This window comes from Actinoallomurus soli (genome assembly GCF_024055715.1).
Lineage (GTDB): Bacteria > Actinomycetota > Actinomycetes > Streptosporangiales > Streptosporangiaceae > Actinoallomurus > Actinoallomurus soli.
Map to the genome: position 1 here is coordinate 953,168 of NZ_JAMXMV010000001.1, position 16,997 is coordinate 970,164.

Sequence of the window (16,997 nt, forward strand, 5' to 3'; positions counted from 1 at the left end):
GAAGTCATGAGGCGTGGGCAAGGTCGTCTCCCAGGTGGTCGCGGGCGTGTCCGGCGAGCAGGTCGAGGACGTCGGCGATGTCGCGGATGGTCGTGCGCGGGTTCAGGAGCGTGAACTTCAGATGGTGGCGGCCGTCGACGACCGTCGTGGCCACGACCGCCGCCCCGGAGGCGGACAGCGCGGCGGCCGCGCGCAGGTTCGCCCGGTCGAGCGCGGCGGCGCTCGCCCCGGGCGACGTGTAACGGAACACCAGGGTGCTCAGCCGGGGCCGTACGACGACCTCGAAGCGCGGGTCGGCGTCCAGCAGCGCCCACGCCTCGGCGGCCCGGTCGAGCACCGTGTCGAACAGCTCGCCGACGGCGTCCGCGCCCATGATCCGCAGGGTGAGCCACAGCTTGAGCGCGTCGAACCGGCGGGTGGTCTGCAGGCTCTTGTCCACCTGGTTGGGCACGCCCAGGGCGGCGCTGCGCGCGGGGTTGAGGTAGTCGGCGTGGTACGTCACGTGCCGCAGCACGGCCCCGTCCCGTACGAGCACCGCGCTGGAGCTGACCGGCTGGAAGAAGGACTTGTGGTAGTCGACGGTGACCGAGTCGGCCCGCTCGACGCCGTCGAGCAGGTGCCGGCGGCGCGACACGAGCAGCCCGCAGCCGTACGCCGCGTCGACGTGCAGCCACGCGCCGGCCTGCGCGCACAGCCCGGCGATCTCCGGCAGTGGGTCGATGCCGCCGAAGTCGGTGGTCCCGGCGGTCGCGACCACCGCCATCGGCACGAGGCCCTGGCGGCGGCAGCGGTCCAGCGCTCGGGCCAGCGCGCCGGGGCGCATCCGCCGGTCCCGGTCGCACGGCACCTCGATCACCGCGTCCTCGCTCAGGCCCAGCAACCGCGCCGCCTTGACCACGCTGAAGTGGCCGTGCGCGGAGGCGAGGACGCGCAGCCGGGGCAGGACGTCGGCCCGCGCGGGCGGACGTCCGAGCGCCTCTCCGCCGGGCGGGCATAGGGAGGCCTCTTCGGCGGGCGGGCGCCCGAGCGCCTCCTCGCGGGCCAGCAGCAGGGCCTGGAGGTTGGACTGCGTGCCGCCGCTGGTGAACACCCCGTCGGCGACGGGGCCGAGGCCGAGTCGCCCGGCCGTCCAGTCGATCAGGCGGCGTTCGATCAGCGTGCCGCCGGCGCTCTGGTCCCACGTGTCGAGCGAGGAGTTGACCGCCGACAGCACCGCCTCCCCGAGCAGGGCCGGGAGGGCCACCGGGCAGTTGAGGTGGGCGAGGTAGCGCGGGTGATGGAAGTAGACGGCGTCGCGCAGGTAGAGGTCGTCGAGTTCGTCGAGGGCGGCGGTCGCGTCGCCGAGGGGCCGGTCGAGGTCGACGGCGGCGACCTCCTCGGCGAGCCGGTCCGGGGCGATCCCGGTGAACGGCCGGTCCGCCGAGGCGATCCGGCCCGCCACGCGGTCGGCGCCGGCGGCCACGAGGCTGCGGTAGAGCTCGGCGGTGTCCGCGCCGAGCAGGGGCCAGGTGAAGGTCACGGGTCGTCCTTCCCGGTCAGTCGTCGGCGGGAGCCGTGCCGGCCACCGCCTCGGCGAGCAGGTCCTCCTCCGTCACGCCCCGGCGCCAGTAGCCGGTGAACGTCACGGCGCGGCGGTCGAGGCCGCGTTCGCCGACGAGATGCCGGCGCAGGGCCCGCACGCCGCCGGCCTCACCGGCGATCCAGGCGTACGGGGTGCCCGGGGGAAGCTCGGCGGCCCGTACCGCGTCCACGATCGTCCCGGTGGGGGCGTCCTCCCGGACCAGCCAGGTGATCTCGGCCTCCGCGCGCGTCGGCAGGTCCTGGACGTCGGCCGCGTGCGGTACCTCGATCCACACGCGCGCCCGCGCGGTCGCGGGCAGCCAGGCGAGGATGCCGGCGACGGCGGGCAGCGCCGTCTCGTCCCCGGCGAGCAGGACCCGGTCGGTGCCGGGCGGCGGCCGGAAGTCGACCCCGCCGTTGTCCGGTTCCACCGGACCGAGCAGGACGACCGGGTCGCCGGGGACGGCGCGGACCGCCCAGCGGGACGCCGGCCCGCCGTCCCCGTGGAGGGCGAAGTCGACGTCGAGTTCGCCGGGGTCGCGGCGCTGTTCGCGCACGGTGTAGGAGCGCATCACCGCCCGTACGGCCGGGTCCATCGCCCGCCACCGGGCGAACCAGTCCTCGCCCGCGTCGGTGGGGACGACGGGGGAGCGCTGGTGGGGGTGGGGGAGGAACAGCTTGAAACGCTGGTCGCGGCCGCCGGCGGCGAAACCGGCCAGGGAGTCCCCGCCGAACGTGATCCGGATCATCGACGGGCCGAGGCGCCGCGTCCGTACGACCCGCGAGTCGAAGAACCGGAACGGGGCGGCGGTGGTGGTACTCACGATGGGTCTCCTGTCGTCGCAGGCCGGCGGACCTTCGCAGGTCGGCGGACCTTCGCAGGCCGCCGGACCTTCGCAGATCGGCGGATCGGCGCGGGTCAGCGGACCTTCGCGGCCTTCTGGACGGCGGCGGCGAGCGACTCGACGAGCGGCGCGCAGCCCGCGTGGCTGAACCGCGGCTCGCTCTGCCACGGCGTGATCTGGCCCGCCTTCACCGCGGGAAGCTTCGCCCAGGTCGGCTTGGCGGCCAGGTCCTTCGGCTGCAGCGCCGAGGTCCGGGCGTCGAGCAGGATCAGGTCGGCGGGGTACTTGTCGGCGTTCTCCCAGCTCAGTTCCTCGAAGAAGCCCTGGGAGCCGACCTTGTCCGGAACGATGAGGTCCACGCCGAGGCTGCGGAAGTAACGCAGGTCGGCGCTCGCGTTCGGGTCGGAGACGTAGAACAGGTCGGGGCTGCCGGAGGCGGCCAGGACCTTCAGCCCGCCCTTGGCCCCGGCCGCCGCGCGCAGCGTCTCCGCGGCCCGGTCGAACCGCGCCTTGGCGTCGGTGACCTGCCGGGCCCTCAGGTCGGCGCCGAGGGAGGCGGCCAGCTCCCCGTACCGCCGGATCGGCTCGGTGAGCGTCACCTTCGCGGCGGTGACGGCGACGCTCGGGGCGAGCGCCGTGATCTTGTCCTTGCTGTTGTCCGGGACGTACCAGAGCGCGTTCGGCAGGTACATGGTGGTGACCAGCAGGTCGGGGCGCAGCGCCGCGTACTTCTCGACGTTGAACTCGCCGAACGTGTTGCCGAGGACCGTCACCCTGGTGACGTCCAGGCGCCCGGCGAGCGGGTCCGGACGGCCGTCCTTCAGCGTGGTCGGGCCGAACACGCCGACGATCCGGTCGCCGAGGCCGAGGTCGTGCAGGGCCGCCGCAGTCCCGATGTAGGCGACGAGGCGCCGCGGGCGGCCGCCCGCGGTCACCCGCTTGCCCCGGTCGTCGGTGAACGCCCAGCTTCCGCCGCCCTTCGCCGTGGCCGGTCCACCGCCTCCCCCGCAGGCGGTGACGAGCGCGCCGGCGCCGAGTCCGCCGAACGCGGCCAGCAGGCCGCGACGAGACAGTCCTGGGGTCCGGACCTGGGGCATGACGAATCCTTCCTCTGGGGAACCGGGGGACGGGCGGCAGTTGCCGAGGGCATGTGCCGGACGAGACGGCGGCGAGTTCCGGAGATCGAACTTAGGTTAACCTAACCTAAGTTCGGCTTGTCCAGTGTGATCGTGCTCTCGCTCCGGAGTCCTCCCGTGTCCGTCACGAAGTCCCCAGCGCCGTCCGCGGCGCCGCCCCCCGCCGCCCCACCGGCGGGAGGACGCCGATCCGCGCGCCGGGCCGGGCCGCCCGCCGCCGTGCTGCTCCTGCTCGCCGTCCTCGCGGCGAGCCTGGCCCTCGGCGCCCGGCGGTACTCCCTCGGCGAGGTCTGGCACGGCCTCCTCGATCCGCACGCCCCCGCCTACACCGTCGTTCGCCAGACCCGATTGCCGCGCACCCTCCTGGGGCTTCTGGCCGGGGTCGCGCTCGGCCTCGCCGGCGGGGTCATGCAGGCCCTGACCCGCAACCCCCTCGCCGACCCCGGCCTGCTCGGCATCAACGCCGGCGCCGCGGCCGCCGTCGTGACGGCGATCACCTTCCTGAAGATCGGGTCGGTCACGGGCTACGTGTGGTTCGCCTTCGCGGGGGCGGGCGGGGTCGCCGTCCTCGTCTGGGCGGTCGGCGGGGGACGCGTCGCCACGCCGGAGCGGCTGGCCCTCGCCGGGGCGGCCGTCAACGCGGCGCTGTTCGCCTACGTCAGCGCGGTGGAGCTCATCGACACGGCCTCCCTGGACAGGATGCGGTTCTGGACCGTCGGCTCGCTGGCCACCGCACGGCCCTCCACCGTCGCGGGGATCGCCCCGTTCGTCGCGGCCGGAGTGCTGCTCACCGCCGCGCTCGCCCGCCCTCTCAACGCGCTCGCCCTGGGCGACGACGCCGCCCGCGCGCTCGGCGCCCGCCCCGCCTGGACCCGGGCCGCCGCGCTCGCCGCCGTCACGCTGCTGTGCGGCGCGGCCACGGCCGCGTGCGGGCCGATCGTGTTCGTCGGGCTGATGGTGCCGCACCTCGTACGCGCCCTGACCGGCCCCGACCTGCGCCGGCTGCTGCCCTACTGCGCGGTGCTGGCCCCCGTGACGCTGCTCACCGCCGACGTGCTCGGCCGCGTCCTCGGCCGGCCCGCGGAGATCCAGGTGGGCATCGTCACGGCGGTGGCGGGCGGCCCGGTGTTCCTCGCCCTGGTGCGACGCGCATGAGCGGGCGGGTCAGCGCCTTGGGCCGCTCCTCCGGCGGCGAGGGAGGGCGTATCAGGACCGTCGTCCTCCGGACCCCCGGCGGGCTCTCGGTACGGCTGCGGCCGCGCGCCCTGGCCGTCGGCGCGGCGTGCGTCCTGGTGGCCGCGGCCGCGGCCGTCCTCGCCATCGGCGGCGGCGACTATCCGATGAGCCCGGCGGACGTCGTTCGTACGCTCCTGGGCGGAGGCAGTCCCGCCGACGTCTTCATCGTCGAGCAGGTACGGCTGCCGCGCGTGCTCACGGCCCTGGCGGCCGGCGGCGCGCTGGCGTTCTCCGGAGCCGCGTTCCAGGCCCTCGCCCGCAACCCGCTCGGCAGCCCGGATCTTCTCGGATTCACCCAGGGCGCGGCGGGCGGCGCCCTCACCATGATCACCCTCGTCGGCGGCGGCGCGGTGGCGACGGCGGCCGGCGCGGTCACCGGGGGACTCGTCACCGGGGTCGTCATCCACCTGCTCGCGTGGCGCGAGGGCCTGCACGGCCGGCGTCTCGTCCTCGTCGGCATCGGCGTCGCCGCGATCCTCACCGGGATCAACGGCTACCTGCTCACCCGCGCGAACATCCCCGACGCAGCACGCGCCGTCCTCTGGCTGACCGGCACCCTCGACGGCCGCGGCTGGGGCGACCTGGCCCCGGTTCTGACGGCCACGGTCGTCGTCGTTCCCGCGGTGCTGCTCGGCTGCGCACGGGCGACGCGCGTTCTCGAGATGGGCGACGACGCGGCGACCGCGCTCGGTGTACGGGTGCGGCGCACCCGGCTGGCGCTGCTGGCGTCGGCCGTGCTGCTCAGCGCGCTCGCCGCCGCGGCCACCGGCCCGGTCGCGTTCGTGGCGCTGACCGCTCCGCAACTGGCCCGGCGCCTGACCCGCGAACCGGGACCCAACCTGTTGCCCTCCCTGTGCGTGGGCGCGGCCCTCCTGGTCACCGCGGACCTGGCCGCCCAGCGGCTGATCCCCGGTCGCCAGTTGCCCGTCGGCGTGGTGACCGGCGTGCTCGGCGGCGTCTACCTGATCTGGCTGCTCGCCACCGAACGCCGCAGGGGACGGCTGTGAGGACCTCGCACGCCAGGAAGGCAGGAAACGTGGAACACGAGTGTGAACGCGCCCACCCGACGACGGCCGCCGGGCCCGGACCGGCGGATCGGAATCCCGGTACGGCGGATCGAGGGCCCGGCGCGGCGGATCGGGGTGGCGGTACGGCGGATCGGGGTGGCGGTACGGCGGATCGGCGTCCCGGCGCGGTGGATCACGGTCACGGTACGGCGGATCGAGGGCCCGGGACGGCGGGCGGCGGATCCAGGCTGGCGGGGCGCGCGCTGACGCTCGCGTATGAGCGCCGGGTCGTCGCCGAAGAGCTGACCGTGGCGATTCCCGACCGGTCCTTCACCGTCATCGTCGGGCCGAACGCCTGCGGCAAGTCGACGCTGCTGCGCGCGCTCGCGCGGATGCTCAGACCGCGCTCCGGCGTCGTGCTGCTCGACGGCCGGAACGTTCACGCGCAGGCCACGCGCACGGTCGCGCGTACGCTCGGACTCCTCCCACAGTCGTCGATCGCCCCGGAGGGCATCACGGTGGCCGATCTGGTGGCGCGCGGGCGCCATCCGCACCAGGGCCTGTTCCGCCAGTGGTCGGCCGACGACGAGCGGGTCGTCCAGGAGTCGATGACCGCCACCGGCGTGGCCGATCTCGCCGGTGTCCGCGTCGACGAGCTGTCCGGCGGTCAGCGGCAACGCGTCTGGATCGCCATGGCGCTCGCTCAGGAGACCCCGCTGCTGCTCCTCGACGAGCCGACGACCTACCTGGACATCGCCCACCAGATCGACGTCCTGGACCTGTGCGCACGGCTGCAGCGCGAGCAGGGCCGCACCCTCGTCGCCGTCCTGCACGACCTGAACCAGGCGGCACGGTACGCCGACCACCTCATCGCGATGCGCGACGGGCGGGTGGTGGCCGAGGGAGCTCCCGCCGAGGTCGTCACGGCCGAGAGAGTGGAGGAGGTCTTCGGCCTGCCGTGTCGCGTGATCGACGATCCGGAGACCGGAACGCCCCTGGTCGTACCCGCCGCGCGGCGGCGGTAGGACCGGCGCCAGCACGAGGTACCGGCGGCTCAAAGATTCCGTCGAACCGCGTTTCACGAAGGTCGCCGGCCGCGTCATCCATGATCGTCTCCTTGGCGGAAGCGACCTCTGCCAAGGAGATCAGATGATCAAGTCTTTCGACCGACGCATCGTCACCGCGGCCACGGCCGTCGCACTCGGAATCGTCCTCACACCGGCGTCCGCCCGCGCCGCCGGTTTCTCCATGGTCTACACGTGCGCGGTGCCACTCCTCGGGGACAGGAGCGTGGAGTTCGACGGCACCCTGACCGCGACGCCGCACCGGCCGACCGTGGGCACGTTCACGCGGGTCGACCTGCACGTCTCCCGGCTCAGCCTCCGTCCGCCGGTGGCCGTGACCTCCTGGAGCGCCGACGCCGATGTCGACGTCAGCGGCGCCCAGGTCGCGGGCTTCCGGCTGTCGGGCTCCGGCGGCCCGGTCTCGGCGTACGACACCGTCACGGGCGACCTCACGGGCGGGTGGGTTCCGAGGGCGATCGGAGTCGATCGGCTCCGCCTCGGCAAGGTCGTGCTCAGGGTGAGCACCTCGACCTTCGGTGAGGTCGTCGTTCCCTGTGCGCCGAGACGGCCGCGCCCGGTGGCCGAGACCCTCACCGTCTTCACCCGCTGACCCCCTGACCCGCTGACCCGCGGGAACGCGGGCACCCGCCGGGGCGGGGCCGGTCGGCGGATCGGCCCCGCCGCGTGCCGGGACCGCGCGGCCGCCCGCCGTGAGTTCTCCCCGTTCGCACGAATCGCAGGACGTCTTCCGACCCCGCCGGCGCCCCGACCGTACGGCGACGTTCCCCGGCCGCGCCCCCGGGCCCATCGCCGCGCGCACGATCGCGCGCACGCCCCCGCCGCAGGTCACCCCGGTGGTGCGGCAGGCGGCACCCTTCTTCACTCCGGCCCTGACGAGCCGAATGCTGTTCGGTCGAGCTTCTTAGATCACGGTTTGGCGGCCAACGGCCGCCGAACCGCTATTGTCCGGTTAATTGCCGTTGATCGATACTATGATGCTCGAATTACCGGGGATCTACCGATGCGCGCCTCCGTTCTGACATGTTGAGCCGCGCATCTTCCGCGCGAAGTGGGGTCATCAGTGCGCATCAGTCGATCGAGTCGATGGGTCATGCCGGTGGCGGCCGCGACCCTCCTCACCATGGCCGCGGCGTGCTCGTCGAGCGGCGACGCCTCCCCGGCGGGCAAGTCCGCCAAGGCGCCGGACGCGGCGGCCACCATCACTCCGGCGAACGGGACCGCCAAGGTGCGCCCGGACAAGGGCGTCACGGTGCAGGCGGACAGCGGAGTGCTGGAGCAGGTGAGCGTTCAGGCGGGCTCGAGCACCGTCGACGGCCTGATGTCCGCGGACAAGAAGAGCTGGACGACGAAGTGGACGCTCAAGCCCGGCACCTCGTACACGGTGACCGCCACCGCGAAGAACGCGGCGGGCAAGGTCACCACCGCCACGAGTAAGTTCACCACGCTCAAGGCGTCCTCGACGGTGAAGATCAGCGACGTGATCCCGCAGCCCGGGGAGACCGTCGGCGTCGGAATGCCGATCACCGTGACGTTCAGCCGCCCGGTCGCCAACAAGGCGGCGGTCGAGAAGGCCCTCGAGGTCCGGTCGACCACGCCGGTGCAGGGCGCCTGGCGCTGGATCACCAGCGAGCAGGCCATCTTCCGCACGAAGGACTACTGGCCGGCCCACAGCAACGTCAGCCTCGTCGCGCACCTGGCGGGCGTCCGCGCCTCCGCCGGCGTGTACGGGGCCAAGGACGTCACGCGCAACTTCTCGATCGGCGCCTCCCACATCGCCAAGGTCAATCTCAAGACCCACAAGAACAAGGTCTACGTCGACGGTAAGCTCGCCAAGACCATCCCGATCAGCGGCGGCATGGGCGGCGGCGACTCGCACGGCAACGACTTCCGCACCACGAGCGGCGTCCACCTGACGATGGGCAAGTCCCCGGTCGTGACGATGACCTCCCCGAACATCAAGGAGGGAGAGGCCGGGTACTACCACGAGCTCGTCTACAAGGACGTGCAGATCAGCAACAGTGGCGAGTACCTCCACCAGAGCCCCGGCGACTTCGGCTGCCTCGGCCACAGCAACTGCAGCCACGGTTGTGTCCGGCAGACGCCCTCCGGCGCCGCCTGGTACTTCAAGCTGAGCAACCGCGGTGACGTCGTCGTCATCAGCGGTTCGACCCGCGACCTCGAGTGGAACAACGGCTGGGGCTACTGGCAGCTGTCCTTCACCAAGTGGATGAAGGAGAGCGCCCTCAAGCAGCCGGTGACGACGACCGCTCTCACGGCGTCCTCCGGCGCGGCGTCGCCCAACTGACGACGGACGAAGCCGGGCGGATCCGACCGATCCGCCCGGCTTTCGCATGTCCGAAGCGCCTTTCGTCGGTTCCGGCACGTCACGCGTGCGGGGGTGGGACTCTCGACCCTCCCCGCCGATGATGGGGAGCGAGTCTCCCCTCTCTAAGGAGCCCGAGTGGCAGAGTCGCTGACCTATGCCGATGCTCTGAAGATCCTCGGCGGCCGTCCCAGCAGGCTGATCGGCCTCGCCGACCGGCTGGCGGCCGCAGGCCTGGTCACCTGGACGGTCGCCGCGCTGGCGACCGGGAACGACGCGTCCGCCGCGCTCAACCTGTTCGACCTGAAAGAGGAGATCGTCAGGTTCGGACACGACACCGTCCGCCGGATCTCGGAACGGCGCAGCGGGCTGTCCCGCTTCGACCGCACGCAGCGGCTGGCGGCGGCCCATGCCGTCCTGGTGGTGTCCTCCTACTTCGAGGCGCTGGAGCAGGGGGACCCGGTGATCGGGCTCGAGCGCTTCGAGCTGACTCCCGGCGAGAAGGTCGCCCAGGCGACCGGCACCCTCCCTTCGCGCGGGGGCGCCGAGCTGGTCGGCGGGCTGCTGCACGACCGGCTTCCGCTGCCCGAGCCGCACGTTCCGTACGAGAGCACCCGAGCGGCGATCAGGTCGACGTACGAGCTGATGTCACGGCGGCTGACGGCCTTCGTCCGTGGTGTCGCCGCGTGGGACGCCCTTTCCGGTCCGGAGCGCACGCGCCTGACCCGGGCGGTCGCGGCCGTGCCACCGGTCGCGCTCCAGACCTACGAACAGGCGTTCCGCAGGCTCGCGACGGACAACCGGGAGTTCGAGGTCTGGGCGAACCTGACACGGCTGGAGGCGCTCGGCGCCGGGTTGTCCGAGGTGGGACAGATCCTCGGCACCATGGCGGCGGTCCGGCCGGGTGACCGGCCCAGGCGCCGGTTGCTCCGGGGATACCGCGCGGCGCTGTCCGAACCGATCGTCGCGACCGGCCGGGCGCCCGACGGTGTGGTCCTGCCCGCCCTCGGCGACGCCTACGTCAACCCCCGATGCAAGGTGGCGGAGGTCGACCCGTCGGAGAGCCCGGCCGACCCGGCGTTCTGGGCCGCCGAACAGGTGCGGGAACCGCACGCCGAGGCCTTCCTGTCCGGCTTCCTGACCTCCCCCCGTGCGGTCCAGGCCCCGCTCGTGGTCCTCGGCGAGCCCGGATCGGGCAAGTCGAAGCTGACCGAGGTCCTCGCCGCCCGCCTGCCCGAGGAGGACTTCCTGCCGATCCGGGTCGAACTCCGCCAGGTCGCGGCGGAGTCGATGATCCAGGAGCAGATCGAGCAGGCCGTCCGCCGCCAGTCGGGGGAACGGGTGACCCTGCCCGATCTCCTCGAGTCGGCCGACGGGGCGCTGCCCGTCGTGATGCTCGACGGCTTCGACGAGATGCTGCAGGCGGCGGGGCTGAACCGGTACGACTACCTGGAGCAGGTCCGCGACCTTCAGCGCCGGCATTCGGCGCTCGGGCAGCCGGTCGCCGTCATCGTGACGACCCGTACCGTGGTCGCCGACCGCGTCCGGTATCCGGCGGGCACCGTCGCGCTGCGGCTCCAGCCCTTCACCGACGACCAGGTCCGCTACTGGCTGGACGTCTGGCACCGGCACAACGCCGCGCTCCTGGCGGCGCGGTCTCGCCGGCCACTTCCCGCCGAGACGGTCCTGGCCCATCGGGAGCTGGCGCGGCAGCCGCTGCTCCTGCTCATGCTCGCCATCTTCGACGCGCAGGACAACGCGCTGCAGGCCGGTACCGGGAGCTTCGGTCAGGCCGACCTGTACGAGGCGCTGCTGATGGACTTCGCGTTGCGGGAGGTGCGCAAGGCTCCACGAACCGCGTCCCTGCCGTCCGGCGAGCAGCGCAGGCTCGCGGAGGCGGAGCTGGAGCACCTGGCCGTCGCCGCGCTCGCCATGTTCACCCGTGGCCGGCAGACCGCCGGTGAGGACGAACTGGACCGCGACCTCTCCGTCCTGCTCCCGCAGCACCATGACCCCGGCGCCGACGAGCCGGCCGCGCTGAGCCCCGCCGAGCGCACCACCGGCCGGTTCTTCTTCATCCACCGCGCCGAGGCCCGGGTGCGGGACCAGCGGGCACGGACCTTCGAGTTCCTGCATCCGACGTTCGCGGAGTTCCTCGTCGCCTGGCTCGCCGTCCGCGTCATCGACGACCTGACCGCGGTGCGGAAGGTGACGAGCGTGCGGCCGACGGCGGCCGGTGGCCGGCCGGATGACGGCTTCCTGTTCGCGGTCCTCTCCTTCGCCTGCGTGGCCGGACGCGCGCCGATCGTCGACTTCCTCGGCGAACTGCTCCGTCGCGGACCGGAGGAGCACGAGCGCCGGGCGCTGCTGCGGGAGTTGCTCGACGGCGCGTTGTACCCGCACGCCGGGCGGTCCCACACCGCCTATGAGCCGGTGGTGCATCCCGTCACCCGGCGGCTCGCCGCCTACTCCGCCAACCTGACGATCCTCCTCGTCCTGCTCTCCGGCGAGGGAATCACCGCCGACGAGCTGTTCCCCGGGTCCCCGGCCGCCGCGGTGGAGCGCTGGATCCGGCTGAGCCGTCTCTGGAAGGCCGAGCTGTCTCCGTCCGAGTGGCACGGGATCCTGAACACGCTGCGGGTCACCGTGCACCTGGCCGATGAGCTGCGGGTCCGGTTGGGCCGGGAGGACGGCTCCGCGGTATCGGTCCTCGGCGCGTTCGCCATCGCGCCCCCGGGCGCCCGGCCCGAGGCGACCGACTACGACCTGTTCCTCTCCGGCGACCCCGGAGCGTACGACCTTCGTGCGAACCCGGCGAGCGGCCTCGGGCTCCTCCTCCGGACCCTGGCGTTCCTGCCGGACTGGCGGATGGGGATGCTGCTCCTGCAGTCCCTGCCGCTGTTCCGGGCCATGGGCGATCGCATCTGGTCGAGGTCGACCGGCGAGGAGGGGATCGTGCCCGGCTATCACCTCGGGCGGCTCGACCACACCCGCGACGCACCCGAGGACGAACGTGCGGCGACCTACCGGGAATGTCTCAGGGCGGCGGCCGCCTTCCCCGACCTGCACCGGCTCGTCCTCCTGCGCCTCCGCGACGACGTCGGCAGGCTGCCGGCCGCGAAGGTGCTGGACCTGCTCCACCAGGCGAACACCGTGCGGCCGACGGACGCGTACCTCGAGACCGTCAACGCGCTGTGGCACCGGCTTCCCCAGAATGGGGCGGCCGGGCACGGAGTCGACGGCCGTGACCTGGTGGCGGCGCTCGTCAGGGCGATCGAGCAGCGGTGGCCGGACACGGACCTCGGTCTCCTCGCCCCGGGCCTCAGGGTCGCGGCCGCCGGAAGACGGCGCACCGCCGACACCGGATCCCGGTGAAACAGAGAAGCCGGCCGCCAGCACCAGCGGCCGTCCAGGCGGCTGCGCATAGGCTGACAAGTCGGTCGCCGGAGCTACACCTTGGTCGACGTCGGGCAGCGGCAAGGAGGCGAACAGCCCGAACCGCCCCGAGTGGTCCCGTACGACGCCGGCTCCGTCCTCGTCGACCTCCCTCGCCGGCGTACGGGCGGCGAGGGGGCCGCCGAAGAAGACGCCGGGAGAGGGCACCGACAGCACCGCCGTGTCGATGTCGCTGCGGTCCATCAAGTTCCAACCGCCGGCTGGGGCGAGCCGCCCCTCGTCCCCGCTCCTTGAGCCGGTAGACCACGCGCGCCGGCCGAAGGGACGCCGGTCAAACCCCGGCCGAGGGGACACCGGTCACGCGCCGGCCGAAGGGGACACCGGTCGCGCGCCGGCCGCCCTCCTGCGGAGGGGCGCCGTTCAGCCGCCGGACATCCTCCGTTCTCCGGCCCCCGCGACCCTGGGACGGCCAGGGAAGTCTCCGGCCGCGTCCGGACGGCGAGATGGGAGTCGGTTGATCATCCGGGTGCCGCCGAAGCCGGCCGAACTCGTCCGCCGTCCCACCGCGTGGCTGGTCGCCGTGGCCGTGCTCCTGACCGCCCTCGAGTTCGCCGTCGTCGTACCGCACGGCGCGGTCGGCTGGGACGAGGCCCTCTACATCACCCAGGTGAGTCCGCGGATGCCGGCGGCGTTCTTCAGCGCGCCGCGGGCCCGGGGCATCACCTATCTGATCGCTCCCGTCGTGTGGCTCACGGGTTCGGTCATCGTGCTGCGGGCCTACCTCGCCGTGCTCGGCGCGGCCGCGATCGTGCTGGCCTACCTGCCGTGGCTTGCGGTGGCGTCCCGCCGGGCCGTCGTCCCCCTGGCGGCGTTGCTGTTCACCGGGCTGTGGGTCACCGGCTACTACGTCTCCGAGGTCATCCCGAACTTCTGGGTCGCCGTCGGAGGAGTGGCCCTGGCCGGCTGGTTCGTGCGCTACGCGGTGACGGGCGGGCGCGGCGCTCTCATCGGGGTCGTGCTCGCGGGAGCCGTCACGACGCTGATGCGACCGGGGGACGCCTTCTGGATCGCGTTGCCACTGCCGGTGGCGGCGGTGCTCGTGCGCCGGTGGCGGCGCCCGGCTCTGGTCGGCGCCGTGCTCGGAGGACTGGCGCTCGGCGCGGCGCAGTGGATCGCCGAGGCGTTCCTGCGCTACGGCGGACCGGTCGCGCGCCTCCACAGGTCCAGCGCCATCGAGGGCGGCATCGCCTGGCATCCGCGCGGGCTGCTGTACGAACTGTCCGCCGTGAACGGGCCGTTGCTCTGCCGTCCCTGCGGCGTCGGCGTCCAGCGTCCGGGGCTTACGCTCTGGTGGGCCGCCGTGCCGCTGCTCGCCGCCGGCGGCCTGGTGCTGGCGGCCCGCGCCCGCGCCCTGGGGCCGGTCGCGGTCGCCGCCGCCTGCGGAGTCTCGGCCGCCGTGCCGTACCTGCTGTTCCTCGGCTACGCGGCCCCCCGGTTCCTGCTGCCCGCGTACGCGCTGCTGGCGTTGCCCGTGGCCGAGTGCCTGACGCGGCTTCCGGCGGCCGTCTCGCGTCTCCGCCGGCCGCTCACCGGCCTGATCGCCGCCGTCGTGCTGGTCCAGTTGGGCTCCCAGGGGATGGTGCTGTCGCAGCAGGTGCGAGAGAACGCCGCCGAGCGCCGGACGTACGCGCGCGGCGCGGCGACGCTCGAACGCCTCGGGGTGCGTCCGCCCTGCCTGCTCAGCGGCCCGCGATCGGTGCCGGTCGCCTTCTACATCGGCTGCGGGACCGGGGAGACCGGCGGCGTCCTCGCCTCGACCACTCCGGAACGGCTGCTCCGGACCGCGCGCCGGGAGCCGACGGGGATCCTGTCCCCGGGCTCGCCGCCGCCCGGCTACGCCACCACCTGGGTCGCCCACCCGCTGTCCCGGCTCGGCCGCCACTGGCGGGTCTATCTCCCGCCCTGGTTCACGCCGCCGCGCTGAGCGCGGAGACGACGCGCGCGCGGCCTGATCCGGCCGTCCGGCCGATGACGGGGCTCCGGCCATTGTCGCGGCCAGGTGATCGTTTTACCGTCCTTGTCAGAAAACGCTTCCTGGCGAGAAAGGTGCCCGTATGCAGCACACAAGGACGCGCGGACCCGCAGGCGCACGGATCCTGGCCGCGGCGGCCCTGGCCCTCGCGTCCGGCGTCGCGGTCGCGCCGGCCGCCGGGGCGGCCCCGGCGGCTCCGCCTCGGCCCGCAGCCCCGCCACGGCCCGCGGCCCACGCCGAGCGGGGTTGGGTCGGCGCGTGGGAGGCGTCGCCCGCCGTGGGGCTGTCCGCTCCCACCGGCGCGGAGTCCGGCTCGTCGGTGCGCGAGGTCGTGCACCTCTCCGCGGGCGGCGCGGCCGTACGGATCCGGCTGTCCAACCGCTTCGGCACCGCCCCGCTCACCGTCGGCCATGTCACGGTCGCCGTACGGGCCGCGGACGGCGCGGGAACGGCTCCCGGAACGCTGCGCGAGGTGACCTTCCACGGCGCCCGGTCGGCGACCGTCCCCGCCGGCGCGGACCTGACCGCCGATCCGGCCCTCCTCCCGGTACGGCCCGGCGCCGACCTTCTCATCACCGTGTACCTGCCGGTCGTCTCCGGGCCGGTGACCACGCATCCGCTCGCCCAGCAGACCTCCTACTACGCGCCCGGCGGCGACCACGCCGATGACGTGTCCGGGGACGCCTACACCGGGACGTTCGGTCAGTGGTACTACCTCACCGGCGTCGACGTGTTCGACCCGCCCATACGCGGCAGCGTCGTCACCCTCGGCGACTCGATCACCGACGGCGCCGACTCCACCGCCGGGGAGAACCACCGCTGGCCGGACTACCTCGCCCGCCGCATCCAGGCGCTGCCGCCGTCCCGGAGGCTGGGCGTCCTCAACGCCGGGATCAGCGGCAACCGGCTGCTGCTCGACGGCGGGTCGTACGGCGTGAACGCCCTCGCCCGGTTCGACGAGGACGTCCTGTCGCGGACGGACGTCCGCACGCTCATCGTGCTGGAGGGCATCAACGACATCCAGCAGAGCCCGCACCAGACCGACCCCGCGAAGATCACCGCCGCGTACGAGGCGATCGCGGCCCGCGCCCACGCCCGCGGCATCACGGTGATCGGCGCGACGCTCACGCCGTTCAAGGGCTGGCAGGTGTACGACGACACGCTGGAGGCCACGCGCGAGGCCGTGAACGCCTACATCCGCACCAGCCGCACCTTCGACGCCGTCATCGACTTCGACGCGGCCACCCGCGACCCGGCCGACCCCCTCGCCCTGCGCCCCGAGTACGACTCGGGCGACCACCTGCACCCCGACGACGCGGGCTACCGGGCCATGGCCGAGGCCGTCGACCTGGCCCGTCTCTGAGCCCTCCCCGGCGGGACCCGGCGCCGTTCAGAACCGGAGGCCGGGCAGCTTGTCGGGGTTGCGGATCGCGTCGATCGCGATGATCCGGCCGGCGTCGACCGTGAACGCCATGACGGTCAGTACGCCGGTCGGGTCCAGCATGACGAGCCCGGGCGCGCCGTTGACGTCCGCGACCCGTGCCTCGACGGACGGATGGGCGGCGAACCCCAGGAGCATGCGCGCGACCTGCTCGGCGCCCCCCTCGACCCGGCTCACGGCGGGGACCTTGCCGCCGCCGTCGCCGCGCAGGGTGACGTCGGGGTCGAGCACGCCCACGAGCCGGTCCAGGTCGCCGCCCCGGCAGGCCGCCATGAACGCGGCCACGAGTTCACGCTGTTCGCCGTACGTCGGCGGGAACCGCGGCAGCCCCTCCTCGACGTGCTTGCGCGCCCGGGACGCGAGCCGCCGCACCGCCACCGGCGTACGGCCCACCACCTCGGCGACCTCGTCGAAGGGCACCCCGAACACGTCGTGCAGCAGGAACGCCGTCCGCTCCGCCGGAGACAGGCGCTCCAGGACGACCAGCAGCGCCATGCTCACCGACTCGTCGAGCGTCACCCGGTCGGCGGGATCGCCCGCGACGGCGTCCCCGACCAGCGGCTCGGGCAGCCACGGGCCGACGTACCGCTCCCGCCGGACCCGCGCGCTGCCCAGCGCGTCCAGCGCCAGCCGGCCGACCGTGGTCGTCAGCCACGCGGCCAGGTCGCGAATCGCGGACGGGTCCTCGAGCCGGCGCAGCCGGAGCCACGCGTCCTGCACGCAGTCCTCCGCCTCCGCCAGGGACCCGGTCGTCGCGTACGCGACGTTGAGCAGGCGAGGCCGCTCCGTCTCGAAGGCACGGGCGAGGTCATCCTGAGTCCACCGGCCGCCGGCGGGCGGGTCATCGTTCCTCGGCGTTCCGGTCACGACCGCTCTCCTCTGGCAACGCGCTGCTCACGTTCTAGGGACGACCCAGGACGCCGAAGTGTGACACGG

The 16,997-nt window shown here is 73.6% G+C and carries 13 protein-coding genes; 9 read left to right on the forward strand and 4 right to left on the reverse strand.

Annotated features, from left to right (window positions below):
* Positions 1–4: 4 nt before the first annotated feature.
* The 3 genes from NDW01_RS04335 to NDW01_RS04345 all read right to left on the reverse strand — a co-directional run bounded on the left by NDW01_RS04335 (position 5) and on the right by NDW01_RS04345 (position 3,502).
* Positions 5–1,519, reverse strand: coding sequence for a pyridoxal phosphate-dependent decarboxylase family protein (locus NDW01_RS04335; protein ID WP_406567681.1), 1,515 nt, complete (start codon positions 1,517–1,519; stop codon positions 5–7).
* Positions 1,520–1,535: 16 nt separating this feature from the next.
* On the reverse strand, positions 1,536–2,384 hold the full coding sequence (locus NDW01_RS04340; protein ID WP_252816759.1) for a siderophore-interacting protein: 849 nt from the start codon (positions 2,382–2,384) through the stop codon (positions 1,536–1,538).
* A 95-nt stretch (positions 2,385–2,479) separates the two neighbouring features.
* Positions 2,480–3,502, reverse strand: a complete 1,023-nt coding sequence (locus NDW01_RS04345; RefSeq protein ID WP_252816761.1) for an ABC transporter substrate-binding protein — start codon at positions 3,500–3,502, stop codon at positions 2,480–2,482.
* Between the two features lie 156 nt (positions 3,503–3,658).
* Between NDW01_RS04345 and NDW01_RS04350 the strand changes: the two genes are divergently transcribed.
* The 9 genes from NDW01_RS04350 (at position 3,659) to NDW01_RS04390 (ending at position 15,983) form a co-directional block, all read left to right on the forward strand.
* Positions 3,659–4,696 carry a FecCD family ABC transporter permease gene (locus tag NDW01_RS04350; protein WP_252816763.1) on the forward strand — a complete coding sequence of 346 codons (1,038 nt, stop codon included), beginning with the start codon at positions 3,659–3,661 and terminating at the stop codon, positions 4,694–4,696.
* Entirely contained in the window at positions 4,693–5,784 is a 1,092-nt protein-coding gene (locus NDW01_RS04355; RefSeq protein ID WP_252816765.1) for a FecCD family ABC transporter permease, read from the forward strand. The genes NDW01_RS04350 and NDW01_RS04355 overlap by 4 nt, the downstream gene beginning before the upstream one ends.
* 42 nt (positions 5,785–5,826) lie before the next feature.
* The gene (locus NDW01_RS04360; RefSeq protein ID WP_252817400.1) at positions 5,827–6,051 is read left to right on the forward strand and encodes a hypothetical protein; all 225 of its coding nucleotides are present in this window, start codon (positions 5,827–5,829) and stop codon (positions 6,049–6,051) included.
* 35 nt (positions 6,052–6,086) lie between these two features.
* Positions 6,087–6,809, forward strand: a complete 723-nt coding sequence (locus tag NDW01_RS04365; RefSeq protein ID WP_252817379.1) for an ABC transporter ATP-binding protein — start codon at positions 6,087–6,089, stop codon at positions 6,807–6,809.
* A 124-nt stretch (positions 6,810–6,933) separates the two neighbouring features.
* Positions 6,934–7,458, forward strand: a complete 525-nt coding sequence (locus tag NDW01_RS04370; RefSeq protein WP_252816767.1) for a hypothetical protein — start codon at positions 6,934–6,936, stop codon at positions 7,456–7,458.
* Positions 7,459–7,959: 501 nt separating this feature from the next.
* On the forward strand, positions 7,960–9,174 hold the full coding sequence (locus tag NDW01_RS04375) for a L,D-transpeptidase (protein ID WP_252816769.1): 1,215 nt from the start codon (positions 7,960–7,962) through the stop codon (positions 9,172–9,174).
* A gap of 156 nt (positions 9,175–9,330) precedes the next feature.
* Positions 9,331–12,567 (forward strand): NACHT domain-containing protein, encoded by a 3,237-nt coding sequence (locus tag NDW01_RS04380; protein ID WP_252816771.1) that lies wholly within the window; start codon positions 9,331–9,333, stop codon positions 12,565–12,567.
* 547 nt (positions 12,568–13,114) lie between these two features.
* Positions 13,115–14,572, forward strand: a complete 1,458-nt coding sequence (locus tag NDW01_RS04385; protein ID WP_252816773.1) for a hypothetical protein — start codon at positions 13,115–13,117, stop codon at positions 14,570–14,572.
* A gap of 130 nt (positions 14,573–14,702) precedes the next feature.
* Positions 14,703–15,983 carry an SGNH/GDSL hydrolase family protein gene (locus NDW01_RS04390; protein ID WP_252816775.1) on the forward strand — a complete coding sequence of 427 codons (1,281 nt, stop codon included), beginning with the start codon at positions 14,703–14,705 and terminating at the stop codon, positions 15,981–15,983.
* Between the two features lie 27 nt (positions 15,984–16,010).
* Here NDW01_RS04390 and sigJ read toward each other — a convergent pair whose 3' ends face one another.
* Positions 16,011–16,928 carry an RNA polymerase sigma factor SigJ gene (sigJ, locus tag NDW01_RS04395; RefSeq protein ID WP_252816778.1) on the reverse strand — a complete coding sequence of 306 codons (918 nt, stop codon included), beginning with the start codon at positions 16,926–16,928 and terminating at the stop codon, positions 16,011–16,013.
* Between the last annotated feature and the right edge of the window lie 69 nt (positions 16,929–16,997).

Excerpts from the sequence above, each read along its gene's own strand:
- NDW01_RS04345 (WP_252816761.1), bottom strand. The coding sequence starts at position 3,502 with ATGCCCCAGGTCCGGACCCCAGGACTGTCTCGTCGCGGCCTGCTGGCC.
- NDW01_RS04355 (WP_252816765.1), top strand. The coding sequence starts at position 4,693 with ATGAGCGGGCGGGTCAGCGCCTTGGGCCGCTCCTCCGGCGGCGAGGGA.
- NDW01_RS04370 (WP_252816767.1), top strand. The coding sequence starts at position 6,934 with ATGATCAAGTCTTTCGACCGACGCATCGTCACCGCGGCCACGGCCGTC.
- NDW01_RS04375 (WP_252816769.1), top strand. The coding sequence starts at position 7,960 with ATGCCGGTGGCGGCCGCGACCCTCCTCACCATGGCCGCGGCGTGCTCG.
- NDW01_RS04390 (WP_252816775.1), top strand. The coding sequence starts at position 14,703 with ATGCAGCACACAAGGACGCGCGGACCCGCAGGCGCACGGATCCTGGCC.